We start from the raw sequence: 17,530 nt of genomic DNA on the forward strand, positions 1-17,530 counted from the left end.
GTAATTTGAAGAATCTTCAAGTAAAGGGGTTTAGCCAAATAAAAAAAGGAAACCACATTGCTGTAATTTCCTTTTTAAATAATTATAAATGATTTGTTTATAAAACCGAAACCATCAAACTTTCATCTGTCTTTTCAACCTTTGCAACTTTAGAAGCAGTCAAGCCTTTTATAGCCTTATCCCACTTTTTGTTGCTAAGTCCGCTTTGTGCTTTAAGTTCTTCCAAAGCAATGGGTGAGTTGGCTTTTAAAATTGTGTAAACCACTTTTTCATCTTCAGTCATTTCCACTTTTTTCTTTTCGGGGCGCATCTGCGGGAAGAAAAGCACTTCCTGTATGGAAGGATTGTTGGTTAAAAACATAACCAAACGGTCCATCCCGATACCCATACCGCTGGTTGGAGGCATACCGTATTCCAAAGCGCGAAGAAAGTCGTAATCTATAAATGCCGTTGCTTCGTCATCACCTCTGTCGGCCAATTTTAGTTGGGCCTCAAAACGCTCGCGTTGGTCAATGGGATCGTTCAATTCACTGTAAGCGTTTGCTATTTCCTTGCCACAGACCATCAATTCAAAACGTTCCGTTAGTTCAGGATTTTCGCGGTGTTCTTTACATAGCGGACTCATTTCCTTTGGATAATCTGTAATAAAGGTTGGCTGAATGTAATTACCTTCACACTTTTCACCAAAAATTTCGTCAATCAACTTGCCTTTGCCCATAGTGTCATCCACGGGGATTTTCATATCCAAAGCAGCCTTGCGGATTTCGTCTTCAGTTTTTCCAGTAATATCAAAACCTGTAAAATGTTGTATAGCCTCAGCCATTGTAACTCTGGGGTACGGCGCTTTAAAATCTATTTGGTGTTGACCGAAAGTAGCTTTTGAAGTTCCGTTTACTTTTATAGCGCAGAACTCCAACAATTGCTCGCAGAAATCCATCATCCAGTTGTAATCTTTATAGGAAACGTAAATTTCCATCGCGGTAAATTCTGGGTTGTGGGTGCGGTCCATCCCTTCGTTTCGGAAGTTTTTTGAGAATTCATATACGCCGTCAAAACCACCGACAATTAACCTTTTTAGATATAATTCATTTGCAATTCGCATATATAAAGGAATGTCCAATGAATTGTGGTGCGTAATAAAAGGTCGCGCCGCAGCACCGCCCGGAATAGGTTGTAAAACTGGAGTTTCCACTTCAAAATAGCCGCGCTCGTTAAAAAATGTTCGCATCGCATTGAAAAGCTTGGTGCGTTTTACGAATATTTCCTTTACGTGCGGATTTACCACCAAATCTGCGTAGCGCTGGCGGTAACGTTGTTCGGGGTCGGTAAAGGCATCGTGTATTTTTCCTTCGGCATCAACGCGCGGTTGTGGCAAAGGTTTTAAAGCTTTGCTCAATAGGGTGAAATTCTTCACCATTATGGTTTTTTCGCCAACTTGGGTTTTGAAGAGTTCGCCTTCAATACCTATAAAATCGCCTATGTCGAGCAGTTTTTTATAGACTTCGTTGTAATGGCTTTTGTCTTCGCCGGGGCAAATTTCATCACGGTTAAAATAAACTTGAATACGACCGTCCGCATCCTGAAGTTCAGCAAATGAAGCGGGCCCCTGAATTCTGCGGGACATCAACCTGCCTGCAACCACCACCTTTTTTCCTTCCTCAAAATTCTCCTTTATCTTTTTTGAAGTATTGTTTACAGGGTATAAATCTGCGGGATAGGGGTTTATTCCCCGTTCGCGCAATTGGTTTAGTTTTTCTCTTCGGATGATTTCCAGTTCAGACAGTTGCATAATTTTTTTCTAAAATAAGTTTGCAAAGATAGGGAAATGATGTTCTAATTGCGAAATATGGAAATGCGAAGTTTGAAGTGGGAAATTGGAAGTAAAAAATCAAAAATATTAATCGTAGATTTGTTTTCTATGAGTATATGGAGAGTCCTGCTTGCAATTCTTTTTCCGCCACTTGCCGTAATTGGCAAAGGCTGTGGGTCCGTATTGATCGTTTTCATACTTACCGTTTGCGGATGGGTTCCCGGCGTGATTGCTGCTCTTATAATTTTAAACAACCCTAAACGATAAACAAAATGATGCAAAAATTACTATTTATTTTCGTCCTGGCTTTTACTGCCATAAGTTGCCAGTTTACCGAAACTATGGTCATGAACGAGGACGGAAGCGGCACGATGTCCGTGGAAGTTAATCTGAACGAAATGATGGCCTTCGGCGGGGCTGCCGTTACAGATTCCATGAAAGTGAAAATAGACACTATTGTATATATGAAGCAGTTTTTGGAAGAAAAAAAAGACAGTATTTCCAAACTTTCAGCAAGCGAGCAGCAGAAACTTAAAAAGCTGGAAAACTTCAATATTCATATGAAAATGGATTCGGAAACCTCTGAAATGATTTATGATATTTCTACCCAATTCAAAAACGTGAGCGAGGCAAACGATATTTTGAGCGGACTGGAACAAGCAGGAAATTTAATGCCAGACCAAGATGCCAACACCGAAGTAAAAAAAGAAGAAGATTCCCCAGAAGTAATTGGGGTAAATTATTCCTTTAAAAAAGATGTTTTTAAACGGGATGCATATATAAAAGATAAAATAATGCACCAACAGCAAGTTGACAGTATGCAGCAGGCCGAGGCATTTATGGGCGGATCCAATTATAAATTAAATTATACTTTTCCGAAGAAAATAAAGAAGACTTCAAATCCGGATGCTACTTTTTCAGAAGATAAAAAAACGGTGACTGTTCAAGCACCTTTTATAGAATATTTTAAAAATCCCGATGTACTTGATTTGGAAGTTGAATTGGAGAAAAATTAACAATTAACTATATATATTATGAAAGCATTATTTTTTTTAATTCCCTTTTTTTTTATCAATGCGTGTAAAACGCAAACGGGGACAGTAATTTCATCAGAAAACACGAGTATGGGACAAGTAGAAAATAGAGCTACGGGCTGCCCCGAAGAAGGAACTTGCAATGTGGTAATCCATAAAAACAAGCACTTGGTTGTAAAGGAAGACGGCACGGGGGCTATGTATCCTGAAATGGTAGCTGGAGAAAATACAGTGGTTGTATATACCTTCTCCAAAGAGGGCCCGGCAGGAACGGCAGATGGCAATTATTCTGAAACCATTCATTTTGAAATACCGGCAGGTGTGGAAAATTTGAGCAAGGAAGACGCAATGCTTGCAGAAGTAAATTTACTTTACGGCAAGCAATGTTTTTGCAGGGGCGAGGCAGGTTTCTATCCCATTAGAAATGGAAAGCTTTTGGTTGAAAAAAGCAGTCAGGGAATTGTGTTCGATCTTAAATTTAAAGTAGAGAAAACTTCGCAGGTTATTTCACATATAACTGAAACGGTGAAACTTTAGCATTAGAATAAAGAGAAAGAATAAAAAGAAAAGATAGTTTAAATGAAAAGAGGCGTTCAAATTTTGAACGCCTCTTTTTTTATAATAAATAATAAGCTTAGTTTTTAACAAGCTTTTTAGTAGTCACTTTGTCGCCATTTTTAACAACAAGGAAATATACTCCGCTTTCAATATAACCATAGTTTAATTGTTTGCTGAAAGTATTGGAAGCAGATACATCATCATAAGTATATGTGTTGATTGCTCTTCCTCTTAAGTCATAAAGTGCAACTTCAATATTATCATTTGAAGCTGGTTTAAAAGTAAGGTTGAAAGTTCCGTTTGATGGGTTTGGATAAACCGCAAAATTATCAAAAGTGAAATCTTGAACACCTACAATGCCTTCCACAGTGATAACTGCATTGTTAAGATCATAGAAGATATTATTTGATGACATAACCATTAACCTACCTGTGGTTGTGTTAAGGTTTGGCACGTTGATTACCGCACTACCGTTGTTGGCTACATTCAATGCCAAGTTGATAGGATACGTTTGTCCACCATCAGTTGAGAACCAAATATCAACAGTTGGGCAACTTACTGGGGCAACATCTGTTCCGGCTACATCCCAAGTGATTGTTTCAGTGCTTCCAGTTGTCCATATAGTAGGAGTATCTTGAGAAGTTACCAAAAATGGCCCTGCGGTTCCATCAGTTGTAACCACCATATTATCACTAGCAGAAGAACCACCTCCAGCAACATTATCGCGAACGGTATATCTAAAGTTCATAATTCTTCCTACGGCAGGAACAACTTCCCAAGTACTTTGGGTTTGATTGCTCAACACTGTTGGTAAGGCAGGCATATATCTATCTGGAGATGCAAGAGGGTCAATGGTTCTAAAAGCTGGGCCAACAGTTGAAGTGTTTTGAGGAGGCATAGGTGCCACTTGTACGTTCATTTGTTCCCAACAATGGGTTAATGCATCGCCATCAGGATCAGTTGCAATACCTTTCAAAATAAAAGGAGTTGATTTTGGAATGGTGTAGTTTGGTCCTGCATCAGCAGTTGGAGGCTGATTGTTTGTTGGGGTCTGTGCGCCACATTGACCAGTACCCGCTGAAATGTTTTGCCACATTTCTTGAATACTGATTGCAGTAAAATAATCATCACTATGAGGTTGCACGTTTGGAGGGCAAATACCTGCATAAGCCATAATTGAAGATCCACTTCCAGGCTCTACAGCAGTACTTCCATTTCTGTTGTTACCACAAGAGTTGTTGAAAGTGTGGTTTGCGCCAAATTGGTGCCCCATTTCGTGAGCAACATAATCAATATCATAGTTATCGCCCAGTGGGAAACTTGTTCCGGTAACTCCACGCGCTTTAGAAGCGGTACAAGGAACTCTCAGCTGTGCCAATCCTCCTGCGCCAGTACTAAAGGTATGCCCAATATCATAATTCGCAGAGCCTATTACAGCATCAATAACCTGTTGGCTTTGATTGATCAAGGTGCTTGCATTGTTGTTTGTAAATGGATCTGTACCCGCATTTAGGTAAATGATGTCAGTATTATTTGCTACTAAAACCATAGTTACCGCAAGGTCTTTTTCATAAACACCGTTTACTCTGGTCATAGTTGTGTTCATCGCCATCAACACAGCCGCTTTTTTCACTGCATCAGGCTCACCAGCACCAACTCCTTGTTGGTTAAGTTGAAACTGAGCATATTCTCCAGTACAAGCAACAGCTGCACGGAAAGTTCTTAAAGTACCGTCATCTGCATTTCTGTTTCCAGCGGCAGGGGCAGGACCATCAGCATCTTCTACCATACATTCAAACGCATTAGGATCTGCAGGAAGTTTATTGATGTTGTATGAAATGTAATAATTTTTGTCCTGTGTGTACGGATCAACATAAATTGTTGAATAGTTAGGTGAAGTAATCATCACATTTACCCCAATACTAGAAACACTAAAGCGTGCCACGGCAGAAGGGTCTTCAATTCCCTGTGCGGCATATGATCTGGTATTTGGGTGTTGTGCTTGTAAAGCAGGCTCCATTACGGAAGCTTCATAAACACGGAAATGTTGAATTTCCCCATTGTTGGTTGGTAAATCTATAATTACATTGGAGCGTCCACTGTTTCTTACAGGTGCTTGTGCCAAAGCATTTTTTAACGCTGTAGTGTTGAGCGTAAACAGGTTGTATTCCTGTGGCATGGTGTTCCTGAAAGCTTTTTGTCGGTTTTGCGTTTCATTGGACGAGGCTTTCGACCAAAACGCAGTGTTCTGTGCATTTAATCCAAAGCAAATTAATGCAAAGGACAAAGCCAGCATGGTTTTAAAAGTACTTTTTTTCATTTTAGATATATTAGTATGAATGTTTAGAACTGTAAATATAAGACCCTTTGCGGAATTTAGTAAATTTTTAAGAAGTTAACTTTTGGTTTTGAGTCAAAAAAATTCAAAAAACACACAATTTGAACGGAGCAAACCTAATTAATTGATAGTTTTGCGTTCAAATAGTTAAAATTAGCGGAAAGTGGGCAAGCACATGCAAATAGAAGATTTGGGGTTGAAAGACTACAAAGAAACTTGGGAATATCAAGAATTTCTTTTTCAAAAAATACTTCAAATTAAAAGCAGTAATAGGAATGAAAAGCTAAACCGCGAAACCCCTAACTTCTTTTTATTTGTTGAACATCCCCACGTTTATACTTTGGGAAAAAGTGGGCATATTGAAAACCTGCTCATTTCCGAAGAAAAATTAAAATCCATTGATGCCAAATTCTATAAAATAAACCGCGGCGGCGATATTACATATCACGGCCCCGGACAAATTGTGGGCTATCCCATTTTAGATTTGGAGAATTTCTTTACAGATATACATAAATACATGCAGTTTTTGGAAGAAATGATAATTTTAACCCTGGCAGAATACAATATAAAAGCTGAGCGAAGCAAAGGCGAAACAGGCGTTTGGATAGATGTGGGCACCCCTTTTGCCAGAAAAATATGCGCCATGGGCGTTCGTGCCAGTCGTTGGATAACTATGCATGGTTTTGCGTTGAATGTAAATACAGATTTGGGTTATTTTGATAATATGATTCCCTGTGGGATAAAAGGCAAAGCTGTAACCTCATTGAATGTGGAACTGGGAAAACCTGAAATTCCTTTGGAAGAAGTAAAGGAAAAACTGCTGAAACATTTCTTAGTACTTTTTGAAGCTGAAATAAACGAAAAAACCGAAGCATAAAGCTCCGGTTTTCGAGATTTAATTTGGTTATTGATTATTTTGAAAATGCCGTTAGCAAGCTGCTTGAAGAAACTTTTCCGTTTTGGTAATCTTCCTGTTTTACCATCCCTACACCTTCGGATATCCATTGTTTTGCATTGCTTGTTTGCGAAACTCCCATTTTGGTGGTCATATCTGAAGTGATTACGTAACAATCAAAAGTTCCCGCAGGCGTAGTTACGTTTTCTTTCCCGATTACCTTTCTGTTGGTAATGTTCAATTCCATATTCATATTTATACCGCTCATACTTATTTTCATAATCATTTCGGCATCTGGCAGCGACTGGCCCACGGAAAGATCGTTCGGGATTTCCAAATCGGTCCCGCTGATGTCATATTCCATATTCTTAAATTGCTCCATCATCATGGGGCTTACCATGGATTTATAATCTATGGAAACCTTATTGCCATCACAGGTAACATCATATTCGGTTTCCGCAATAATTTTCCCTTTTTCATCTTTTATAGAAGATTTCATTGTGGCAACTTCTCCTTGTGGTTTTTGGGTTTTGTTTAAAATGGTATAGTCTATAATAGCGGCTTTTTTCCCTTTTTTGTCATACGCAGTTATTTCTGCTTTTGTACCTTCCTTAAAAGGATAGAATTTACTGCAACCAGTTTGGGCGTTAACTGTTGAAACCAATCCGAGCAGCGCAAATGTTATAATAAAAATTCTTTTCATAATTTTATTTTAAATTGTTTATAGATTAATTTTCGTCTCCCTCTTTGGTTGCATCGCTATTTTGAGTACTGGTGGCTGTTGATGTATTCTCAACAGGGTCACCGCCAATAACGTTTCGGTTTGAGGTTTTTTTCTTCTTTTTATTTTTCTTTTTTTCTTTTTTCTCTTTGTTTTTTGGAGCATCTACTATGGTGTCCAATACTCTGTCCGTACTTTTTGTAGTTTCAGATTCTACACGTCTTTCCACGGTGCGTTCTACCGCATCAGCGGCTCTATCACCAAGTTTATCTAAAAATTGTGCATTGCAAAAACCAGTTATGGAGAGCAATAGAATGGTAAAAACTGTTTTCATAATTATTGTTTTTAAAGGTTTATTTTTTAAAGGTTACTTCTTTTATCACTTTGTTGTTGAGCAATATTTTTAAAGTATAAATTCCTTTTGCCAGATTGTTTATGTTTAAAAAAATCTGTTTTCCCGGGACAATTTCCAGGTTGCCTGAATATTGTTTGCTTTTTTTCATAATTAGGGAAAAGGAGAATTAAAAGTAATATGAAGCTTTAAAAAGAAATATGAATTTTGTAACCAATGCTATAACAAATGTAACACGCCAGTGTTTACAGTAGTTTTCAGCGTATTTTAAAAAATTATTTTGAAATATATTCTGAAGGGGAACTGCCAAATTCCTGTTTAAAACATTTGGCGAAATAAGAAGGATCGTTGAAGCCAACGGTATAACCTACTTCCGATATGGAAATCTTTTTTTCCTGCAACAACTTGAGTGCTAATTTCAACCGTTGGGTACGCAAAAATTCTGAAGCAGATTGGCCGGTCATTGCTTTCAGTTTTCTGTGAAGTTGCATTCTGCTAACGCCCATTTCGCTTCCGAAATTTTCAATACTGAAATCGGAATCTGTAATATTAGCATCCAAAACTTTTTGAAGCCGCTCCAGAAATTGTTCGTCCGCAGAAGAAATTGAAATGTCCTTTTGCGTCAAAACCACTTCCTGAGCAAAGCGCTGTTGTAGTTTTCGGCGGTTTTCGATGAGGTTTTCGGCTGTCGCTTTCAGCAACTGGCTGTTAAATGGTTTGGTGATATACGCGTCAGCGCCTATGCCCATTCCTTCCAATTTTGAGGTGATCTGCGTTTTTGCAGTTAACAAAATCACGGGAATGTGTGAGGTAAGTTGGTGCTCTTTTAAATGTTTCGTAAACGTAAAGCCATCTTCCTCGGGCATCATCACATCGCTAATAACAATGTCTGGGATGGTTTCTATGGCTATTTCAAAACCTTCCTTTCCATTTGCGGCGGTGTGCACTGAATAGCTATTCTCAAAAATGGAATGCACGTAATCCCGAATGTCTTTATTGTCATCAATCACTAAAATTACGGGGGCGTCTTCGGGCAGGACAATTTCTTTTTCAATGAATTTTTCGGAAATAGCTTGTAACGGTATGCTTTCCTTTTCAGTACTTTGTGAAAAAATCTGGGCTTCTTCAAAAGAATTTTTATTCACGGGCAGGATTACCGAAAATTCCGTTGTGCCGTTTTCTTCACTTTTTACTGAAATATTTCCTTTATGGATTTCAGCCAAATCTTTAGTGAGCGCCAAGCCGATGCCGGTTCCAGGATTTTTGCTGTCGGTTTGATAGAATCTGGTGAATATTTTTTGTTGCAGATTTAAAGGAATGTAATTCCCGGAATTGATTACGGAAATTTTAAATTTTTTGTCCTGTCTTTCTCCTTTAAGGGTTATAGAGCCCTTTTCAGGAGTATATTTAATGGCATTGCCCATCAAATTATAAAGTATTTTTTCCAAAACGTCTTGATCAAACCAATCTTCAATTTCATCTTTTTCCACTTCAATATTGAGGGCTATGTTTTTTTCATCACAGCTGAACGAAAATGCTTCCGCTTGGGCAATAATGAAATTTGGCATATTTGCTTGTTGGATATTCAACCTTAAATTCCCGCTTTCCAGCCTTGCCAATGCCAAAAGCTGGTCCACCAAATCCTTTAACCGTTGGGTATTCCGTAATGCAGCTTTAAAATTTTTACGCTCTGTTGGTGAAAGTTTTTCTGAATTGAGATGATCTTCAATTGGACCTTTTATAAGTGTTAGCGGAGTTCGGAATTCGTGTGAAATGTTAGCAAAAAAAGTAGATTTTGCAGTGTCAAGCTCTTGTAGTTTTTTAGTGGTCTTTTGGCGGTTTCTAAATTGAAAATACACAAAAACGCCAGCAATGGTTATTATTGCCAATATACCCCAAATCATATTTCGCTGGTTTTTCTTTTGCTGTTCAGCCAACTCGTTTTTTGTGGTCAATAAAGCAATTTCCTTATCGCGGCTTTCGGTTTGATAGATGCCTTCAATTTCCTTTATTTTTTCAGCGCTCTGTGCTTGCTGGATAGAGTCGTTTATCTTTTTTGCAATTTGCGAATTGGAAAATGCAGCCCTAAAATTTCCTTGGAGTGCATAGGCTTCCGCCAGCAAAGAATGCGCGTTTTGGGTTAAGGTGCCGTTCTTTATTTCGCGATTAAAATTTAGTGCGCTTTCCAAAAATGTGATGGCATCTGCAGGCTTTCCTTTTTTAATATTTAGTTTTCCTAACTGAAGCGCAGATTGTCCAGCTTCTAAATTATAATCGTTTTTCTTTTGAAAATTTAAAGCATTTTGAAAGTATGTTTCTGCTTTTTCAAGGTTTCCTTTTTCAAAATTTATTAAGCCCAAATAGTTGTTTATTTCTGCTACGGTTCTTTCTTCCTTTATTCCTTCATAAAAAAAAAGTGTTTTTGAAAGCAGTTTATCTGCCTTTTCAAGCTGACCTTTGTGGTAATAAACCTGCCCCAAAAAAACATTGGTGGTATTGAAGTAGAAAGTGCCGGCGCCAGGAATTTTTTCAAACTCCTTGTTTGCCTTTAAATAATACTCTTCCGCGGCATTATAATCCTTAAGTTCCAAATAAACATTACCCAAACTTTGGTAGGCCGCTGCAATTATATCTTCACGGATTGGTTCCTTTTTATGGATGGAATCCACAAAAAGCAATCGTTCAATGGCTTCTTCCATCTTGTTCTGCCTGGAATAAGCGATTGCCAAGGCGTTTTGTGAATCTGCTAAAATAATATTGCCTGTATCATCAAATTTTTTAGTGTATTCAATCGCGTTGTTGCCTGCCGTTATTGAATTTTCAATTTCACCAATTAAATAATAAGTCCTGCAAAGGCCATTGTAGCCTTGTGCCATTCCGCGGAAATAATTTATTCTTTTGGACGCCGCTATCTGTTTCTTAAAATAAAATATGGCAGAATCGGGCTTCTGGATTCTTCGGAAATAATGGGCATAAAGATAATCTGCATCCGTAAGGCTGCTTAAATAGTTTCTTTCAAAGCTGAAATTTTTTAATTGCTTTATATAGATTAAAGCACTGTCTGGGTTGGCATTTATGGATTGCGAAACCTTCGTTCTGTAATTGGCGAGCGCAATGGAATCTTTACCCGTGGGTTTTTTGTCCAGCGATGCATTTTGCCCAAAAGCAGTCGCTGCTATTAGCAATAGAAAGATAGAGAGGGATGCTCTCATAAAATTTAAAAAGTTGGTTTGCGTTTTAAAATTAATTAAAATACTTACACAACCCTTTTTTAAACACTAAGTATTTATAAATTAATTGCTTGAATAAAGAATTACACGGTCAACATCGCCTTTAACTACAATGTTCTTGGCGTTCTTTCCGTTGCCTTCACCCAATCCCGCAGCAGAAGTTCCATAAATTGGGAAACCATTTAAAAGATCTCCGTTTTTGTCAAAAACATATACCTTTTTTTCCTGGGTTTCTGTAATAGTGATGTAGTTGTTTCTATTGATTGAAAAAATATACGGTTTACTGTAAAGCCCCAAAGGCAGCTCAGTTAGCTTCCCGTTTATGCGCAACAGATTGTCGTCCAGCGTTACTTTTACATTCCCGTTTATGGCGAACCAATAATTACTGCCCACATCCAGTTTTTGGGAAGAAATTTTTCCTTCCTGCGAAATGCGCTCTTTCGTGTTTTCCTTAGTGATTACCACAAATGTATTGTCTTCCTCGGCAATTGGTATTTCAGAAAAATTGAAGTTTTTTGAAACTGAAATCCGTGATTTGCCCACACGGCTCAAAATGTTGAGTTTTCCACTTTCCTCGGCAATCACGATATAGTCTTTATTGCCCATTCTTATATGTACGGGCGATTGCACGATGTTGCTTTTCGCTTTGTTGAAACCAAACCCTTTTACGGTCTTTCCCGTTTTATCATACATAAGCACGTCTTTCCCCTGCACGATTACAAAACGGTAATTAAAATTATTGTCATAATCAAAAACAGAAAGCGGTTGCGTAACATTGTCCTTAAATTTTATGGGAAATCCCTTTGCTTCCTTTCCGTTACGGTCAAAAAGATAAAACGCATCTTTAGTTGCAAACGCCAAGTGTCTGTTGCCCGAAATGTTTACTGATTCAATGGTCCCCAAAATAGGTGCACCGAGATTTTTTGTCCAAAGAATTTTTCCGCTTTCCGATATAAAATACAGCTTGTTTGCAACATCCTGCACCACCACGTTGCTGCCGTTATTTTGATTATCAAAAATCTGCGGATTGCCCAAAACCGCATTGTCCAGTTTTAAATTGAATTTTTCCGAAACGGTTCCCGAAACGCTTTTCGAGCTTCCGCCGGCTTCTTTGCAGCTCAGCGTTACGTGTGCAAAATTTCGGTCAAAACTGAATTGAAGCGCCGCCAATGGAAACTCTTCAAACGAAATATTTTTAATTGCGTCGCCGCTTTTCGCATTAAAAAATCCTGAAATGGATTCCGAAAAATCTCCCTGCAATTTAAAAATTAATAACGAGGATGCCGTGCTTAAATCTGTTGCGGTATTTTTAAAGTAAGAAGTGTTTTTCAGCGTATTGTTGATTTGAAAATCACTGATTATCTGCTGTGCCGTGATTTCCGTTTCCGTGAAAACAAAGAAATTCTCTACTTGAAAAACATAGTTTGCCTTTTTGGAATTTATAAAAGGAGAAAACGTTTTTTGGAACAATTCCGGTTCGCTGAAAGTGCTTATTTCAATCTCCCTAAATTCACTTTTTGCTGAAACAAAGCGCGCCAAGGCATCATTGGTCAAAGCGGCATCAATGCTTTTTATGAAAATGGCGGTTTCATTATTAAACTGAATGCTTCCAGCTTCACTCACGGAACCAAAAATTCCGGTGGTTTGCACGGCTTCTTTTTCACCGCGAAAAACACGAAGGTTTTTTTGGAATTTTTCAGCATCGTTAAACGTAAAACTTACAGCGCCCAAAGCATCCGTGGGCACTAAAGCAGAAACATCATTCTGCTGCGGGATTTGATTTTCAAAAACATTGAGCAGTTGCGGAATACTGTCCGTTGCCAAAGTGATTCCCGTTGCGGTAAAGGATTCCGGCGTTATTGCAACATCCAAGGCGCTCCACGAAGTGAAAGCCACTTTTGTGGAATCGTTGATTGCAACTTTGTTGCCGCGGATTAAGGCTGTAAATTCATTTGAAGAAGGCAAATTGAAAACTTTTTTAAAGGTATCGCCACGTTCGGTTTTTCCTTTTAGAATATCCAGTAAAATTTGTTGGGACGAGGAAACCACAAAAACGCTGTCTATAATTGCTGAATACGCTATTTGTTTGTCAATCGTGATTCTTTGGAAAGATTGATCGTCCAATTTTAGCGTTTCAATCGTTTTGTTTTTAAGGGAATCTGGCAGAAAAAGGTTCTTCGTCTGTTTTGAAATAAACGTGTAAGCCGAAACGGAATCATTTATTGTATTTATGCAAAAAAGGCTCTGACTTGTGGGATGCAGGTTTTTTAAAAGTATTTTATTTTCCGAAAAAAATAAATAAGGAGTTGTTTTTTCAAACTTTGAAAGCAGGGAATTGTTTTCAATATCTGCCTGCAAATTTTCAAAATCTGAAATCTTGAAAACCATGGAAGTGTTCTGGGGAACAAAATCCATTAAAGTACCCGTTTTTGGAGGTGTTTTGTCACAGCTTCCAAAAATTCCCAAAACAATTGGAACGAAAAGTAAAAGTGTAAATAGCTTCGCTTGAAATTTTCCCATAACACAAAAATAGCAAGGAAAAGTGGTGGTTTTGTAGCTAAATGAAATAGTTTATTGACGGGTTTTCAACAGTCCCCCTCCGCCTTCGGCACCTCCCCCTGAAAAAGGGGGAGGAACAGTTTTATAGGTTTAAATCTAACTGATCAGGCAAAAGTTTAAAACTTTTTCTATGAAAAATGGTTGCTCCGTGATTTCGGATTGCTTCGCGATGCTGCATCGTTGGATAGCCTTTGTTTTGCTTCCAATTGTACTGCGGAAAATCATTGTGAAGTGCCGTCATATATTCGTCGCGATAGGTTTTTGCCAAAATGGAAGCCGCGGCAATGTGCAAAAATTTCTCATCGCCTTTCACCACGCATTCAAAAGGCGTTTTTCCGAATGGCTTAAAACGGTTGCCATCAATTGCAATAAACTCGGGAGCGCAGGAAAGACCTTCAATAGCGCGGTGCATTCCCAAGATGGAGGCGTTCAGAATGTTTATTTTGTCAATCTCGTCCATCATTACGTGAACCACTTTATAGCAGATAGCTTCGCGCTCAATAATATCTTTCAGTTCCAGTCGTTTTTTTTCTGAAAGCTGCTTGCTGTCGTTCAAAAAAGGATGTTGAAACCCATCGGGAAGAATGACGGCGGCGGCGGTAACGGGACCAGCCAAGCACCCCCGGCCAGCTTCGTCTGTGCCACATTCAACGAGATTTTGATTGATTTTAAGCTTTAGCATATTATTCAAAATTCTTAAAAATTTAAGCAATCTTCAAATAAAGAAGCACCAAATCCCAAAAAAACAAATTCCAAATAAAAAGCAAATTCCAAATGGCTAAAGTTTGAAAATTTAGAATTTGGGGCCTGTAGTTTGAAATTTATTTGGAATTTGGAATTTGAAATTTGGAATTTAACCAATGGATTGGAACATATTTTTCGTTATTTTGCCCAATAGAAACACAGTAGATGAAAAAATTGTTTTTGCTTTTCTTTTTGGTTTGTGCCTCGGCAACAGTTTTTTCGCAAACCCCTTCAAACAAAAAGGAAAAACCACCGATTGATTATTACAAAATAATTTCCGCGGACCGTGATACTACTTTTGTTGACACCACACTTTCTATTCAGAAAAAATACAAGTTCAACTATTTGAGGAAGGATAATTTTGAACTGCTTCAGTTTTCAAATGTGGGGCAGACCTATAATTCCTTGGCGTATTCTTTTGACAGGTTGAATTTGAAACCGCTATTCGCCGCACAATCGCATCATTTCAATTACAAAGAAATTGAAGATGTGAATTATTTCAACGTACCCACGCCGCTTACGGAGCTTTATTTTAAGACCGCTTATGAACAGGGGCAGCAGCTCGATGCTTTTTTTACGGTGAATACTTCGCCGCAGTTCAATTTTTCAATTGGTTATAAAGGCGTGCGTTCCCTCGGAAAATACCAACATATTTTAACGAGTACCGGGAATTTTCTTTTCACTGCAAATTACCACACCAAAAGCAAGCGCTACGTTGCCCGCGCCCACGTTGCGGCACAGGATGTGTTAAATCAGGAAAATGGCGGGTTGACAGCTAATTCATTGCAGCTTTTTATTAATGATGATTCGGAATTTCGGGATCGCGGAAGACTGGACGTAAAATTTGAGAATGCCGAGAACAAGTTGGAAGGACTTCGTTTTTATGGAGATCATTATTATGAATTATTTGCCCAACGCGACAGTACGGGCTATTCGGTTTTGACTATTGGAAATGTGTTGAGCTATGAAGATAAGTTTTTTAGATATAATCAAGTTGCGCCTTATTCGGGGTATGGTCCTTCTTATGAAACCGCAAATTTGTTTACGAAAACAAAATTGGAGGATTTCAATGTAAAGGGTTATGCAGATTTTAATAATTCACTCCTCGGAAAAATAACGGCTTGGGCCGGTTATACGGATTTTAATTACGGTTATAATTCAGTGTTGATTCTTGATGAGGAACGAATTCCGAATAGAATTAAAGGCAATATTATTGAAGCAGGAGCAGCTTATGAAAAGGAATACCGTGGATTTAAACTTTCGGGAAAAGGCGCAATAAACGTAGCTGGCGATTTTGACGGAAATTATCTGCAAGGCGCAGCTTCCTATGATTTAAATAATGAATACAGTGCGAAGGCTTCCATAACAGTCCATTCCGTAGCGCCCAATTTTAATTTTCAATTGTACCAAAACGATTACAAAAACTACAATTGGAAAATCGAACTGAACAACGTAAAAACCCAAGAACTCAAGTTTGAAATTAACACCAAAAAAATTGGAAATGCTTCCGTTAGCTACACTGGGATTGACGATTATGCATACTTCGCGATAAAGGCCAATGACAGTACACCTTCGCCAATGCAAGCGTCTGAGCGGGTTGATTATTTAAAAATTAAAGCTGAAAAAGAGTTTAAGTTTGGACATTTTGGATTGGACAATACGTTGATGTACCAACAAGTTTTAAGCGGCGAAACGGTTTTTAATGTGCCGCAACTTATTACCCGAAACTCGCTGTATTTTGAAGACCATTGGTTTAAACGGGCATTGTTTCTTCAAACAGGTGTTACTTTTAAATATTTTACGAAATATAATATGAACGCTTACGATCCTGTGCTTGCAGAATTTTATGTGCAGAACGATCAAGAATTGGGAGGCTTTCCGTTGGTAGATTTATTCTTTAATGCGAAAATACGGCAGACGCGTATTTTCTTCGTTTATGAAAATTTTACTTCCATCTTTGGCGGAAAGAACGAATATTTTGCCGCGCCAGGTCAGCCGTATCGCGATAATGTGTTGCGTTTTGGATTGGTTTGGAATTTCTTCCTATAAAAAACCCGCCACTGTGGACGGGTTAATTTATCTATTTTTAATAATGACTCCCTCAACTGCGCTCGGGGAGACATTAAATATTAATCTCTCAAAAGCCCCCGAGAAATTACAATCTTTTGTATTTCTGAAGTTCCTTCATAAATCTGTGTGATTTTTGCATCGCGCATCAATCGCTCTACGTGATATTCTTTTACGTAGCCATTTCCACCGTGAACCTGAACTGCTTCCACGGTTACATCCATAGCGGTTTGTGAGGCGAAAAGTTTTGCCATTGCGCCGCTCATGTCGTAATTGTTGCCTTGGTCTTTATCCCACGCAGCTTTCATTACCAAATGGCGCGCCGCGGTTATTGAAGTGTGCATATCTGCTAATTTAAAGGCGATTGCTTGGTGGTTGCAAATTTCTGTTCCGAAAGCCTTTCGCACTTTGGAATATTCACGTGCTAAATCATAAGCCCCAGCAGCAATTCCCAAAGCTTGTGCAGCAATACCTATACGTCCACCTGAAAGTGTTTTCATCGCGAATGTAAATCCGAAGCCATCTTCGCCAATTCTATTTTCTTTTGGGACTTTTACGTCGTTGAATATTAAGGAATGGGTATCACTTCCGCGAATTCCAAGTTTATCTTCCTTTGGGCCAATTTCAAAACCTTCCCAGCCTTTTTCAACTATAAAAGCATTGATGCCTTTATGTTTTTTCTCTTTATGTGTTTGCGCTATCACCAAATAAAAATCTGCACTACCACCATTGGTAATCCAGTTTTTGGTGCCGTTCAAAATATAATGATCGCCATTTTCAATAGCAGTGGTTCTTTGTGAAGTTGCATCACTACCGGCTTCTGGTTCACTTAAACAAAATGCGCCAAGTTTTTCACCCGTAGCCAATTTTGTAAGATATTTTTGTTTTTGATCTTCGGAACCATATTTTTCAAGTCCGTAGCAAACCAAAGAATTGTTCACGGAAACAATCACCGAGCAGGAAGCGTCAATCTTGCTCAACTCTTCCATCACCAAAACATAGCTCATGGTGTCCATACCGCCGCCGCCGTATTTTGGGTCCACCATCATTCCGAGGAAACCGAGTTCCCCCATTTTTTTAACTTGTTCGGTAGGGAATTTTTGATGATTGTCACGTTCTATTACACCGGGTAAAAGTTCGGTGCGAGCGAAATCGCGAGCGGCATCGCGAATCATTAATTGTTCTTCGGATAGACTGAAATCCATAGGCTTTATTTTAAAAA

Annotated in this window: 14 protein-coding genes; 5 read left to right on the top strand and 9 right to left on the bottom strand. The window is 38.5% G+C overall.

Going from position 1 to position 17,530, the window contains the following annotated elements; all coding sequences use genetic code 11:
* Nucleotides 1–97: 97 nt before the first annotated feature.
* Nucleotides 98–1,789 (bottom strand): lysine--tRNA ligase, encoded by a 1,692-nt coding sequence (gene lysS, locus A7A78_RS10740; protein ID WP_068762460.1) that lies wholly within the window; start codon nucleotides 1,787–1,789, stop codon nucleotides 98–100.
* A gap of 129 nt (nucleotides 1,790–1,918) precedes the next feature.
* On the opposite strand from lysS, the gene A7A78_RS10745 reads away from it, so the two are divergent.
* The 3 genes from A7A78_RS10745 to A7A78_RS10755 all read left to right on the top strand — a co-directional run bounded on the left by A7A78_RS10745 (nucleotide 1,919) and on the right by A7A78_RS10755 (nucleotide 3,381).
* A complete protein-coding gene (locus A7A78_RS10745; RefSeq protein WP_094746112.1) occupies nucleotides 1,919–2,077 on the top strand; it encodes a YqaE/Pmp3 family membrane protein in 159 nt (52 codons plus the stop codon).
* Between the two features lie 5 nt (nucleotides 2,078–2,082).
* A complete protein-coding gene (locus A7A78_RS10750; RefSeq protein ID WP_068762462.1) occupies nucleotides 2,083–2,826 on the top strand; it encodes a hypothetical protein in 744 nt (247 codons plus the stop codon).
* 108 nt (nucleotides 2,827–2,934) lie between these two features.
* A complete protein-coding gene (locus A7A78_RS10755; protein ID WP_131811130.1) occupies nucleotides 2,935–3,381 on the top strand; it encodes a hypothetical protein in 447 nt (148 codons plus the stop codon).
* 97 nt (nucleotides 3,382–3,478) lie between these two features.
* Here the strand turns inward: A7A78_RS10755 and A7A78_RS10760 are convergent, their stop codons facing one another.
* Nucleotides 3,479–5,722 (bottom strand): zinc-dependent metalloprotease, encoded by a 2,244-nt coding sequence (locus A7A78_RS10760; protein WP_068762464.1) that lies wholly within the window; start codon nucleotides 5,720–5,722, stop codon nucleotides 3,479–3,481.
* 193 nt (nucleotides 5,723–5,915) lie between these two features.
* On the opposite strand from A7A78_RS10760, the gene lipB reads away from it, so the two are divergent.
* Nucleotides 5,916–6,617 (top strand): lipoyl(octanoyl) transferase LipB, encoded by a 702-nt coding sequence (gene lipB / locus A7A78_RS10765; protein ID WP_423190703.1) that lies wholly within the window; start codon nucleotides 5,916–5,918, stop codon nucleotides 6,615–6,617.
* Nucleotides 6,618–6,651: 34 nt separating this feature from the next.
* Here lipB and A7A78_RS10770 read toward each other — a convergent pair whose 3' ends face one another.
* The 6 genes from A7A78_RS10770 to A7A78_RS10790 all read right to left on the bottom strand — a co-directional run bounded on the left by A7A78_RS10770 (nucleotide 6,652) and on the right by A7A78_RS10790 (nucleotide 14,179).
* Complete coding sequence (locus A7A78_RS10770) at nucleotides 6,652–7,338, bottom strand: TapB family protein (RefSeq protein WP_068762466.1); 687 nt, start codon at nucleotides 7,336–7,338, stop codon at nucleotides 6,652–6,654.
* A 25-nt stretch (nucleotides 7,339–7,363) separates the two neighbouring features.
* The gene (locus A7A78_RS10775; RefSeq protein ID WP_068762467.1) at nucleotides 7,364–7,690 is read right to left on the bottom strand and encodes a hypothetical protein; all 327 of its coding nucleotides are present in this window, start codon (nucleotides 7,688–7,690) and stop codon (nucleotides 7,364–7,366) included.
* A gap of 19 nt (nucleotides 7,691–7,709) precedes the next feature.
* The gene (locus A7A78_RS15130) at nucleotides 7,710–7,859 is read right to left on the bottom strand and encodes a hypothetical protein (protein ID WP_165593563.1); all 150 of its coding nucleotides are present in this window, start codon (nucleotides 7,857–7,859) and stop codon (nucleotides 7,710–7,712) included.
* A 124-nt stretch (nucleotides 7,860–7,983) separates the two neighbouring features.
* Entirely contained in the window at nucleotides 7,984–10,920 is a 2,937-nt protein-coding gene (locus tag A7A78_RS10780) for a response regulator (RefSeq protein WP_094746111.1), read from the bottom strand.
* An 81-nt stretch (nucleotides 10,921–11,001) separates the two neighbouring features.
* Entirely contained in the window at nucleotides 11,002–13,458 is a 2,457-nt protein-coding gene (locus tag A7A78_RS10785) for a PQQ-binding-like beta-propeller repeat protein (RefSeq protein ID WP_068762469.1), read from the bottom strand.
* A gap of 121 nt (nucleotides 13,459–13,579) precedes the next feature.
* Complete coding sequence (locus tag A7A78_RS10790) at nucleotides 13,580–14,179, bottom strand: ribonuclease HII (RefSeq protein ID WP_068762475.1); 600 nt, start codon at nucleotides 14,177–14,179, stop codon at nucleotides 13,580–13,582.
* Between the two features lie 227 nt (nucleotides 14,180–14,406).
* Between A7A78_RS10790 and A7A78_RS10795 the strand changes: the two genes are divergently transcribed.
* Nucleotides 14,407–16,290, top strand: a complete 1,884-nt coding sequence (locus A7A78_RS10795; RefSeq protein WP_068762470.1) for a putative porin — start codon at nucleotides 14,407–14,409, stop codon at nucleotides 16,288–16,290.
* 80 nt (nucleotides 16,291–16,370) lie between these two features.
* On the opposite strand, the gene A7A78_RS10800 is transcribed toward A7A78_RS10795, so the two are convergent.
* Nucleotides 16,371–17,513 carry an acyl-CoA dehydrogenase gene (locus A7A78_RS10800; protein WP_068762471.1) on the bottom strand — a complete coding sequence of 381 codons (1,143 nt, stop codon included), beginning with the start codon at nucleotides 17,511–17,513 and terminating at the stop codon, nucleotides 16,371–16,373.
* Between the last annotated feature and the right edge of the window lie 17 nt (nucleotides 17,514–17,530).

The sequence above is a fragment of the Aequorivita soesokkakensis genome (genome assembly GCF_001641085.1).
GTDB classification, from domain to species: Bacteria; Bacteroidota; Bacteroidia; order Flavobacteriales; family Flavobacteriaceae; genus Aequorivita; species Aequorivita soesokkakensis.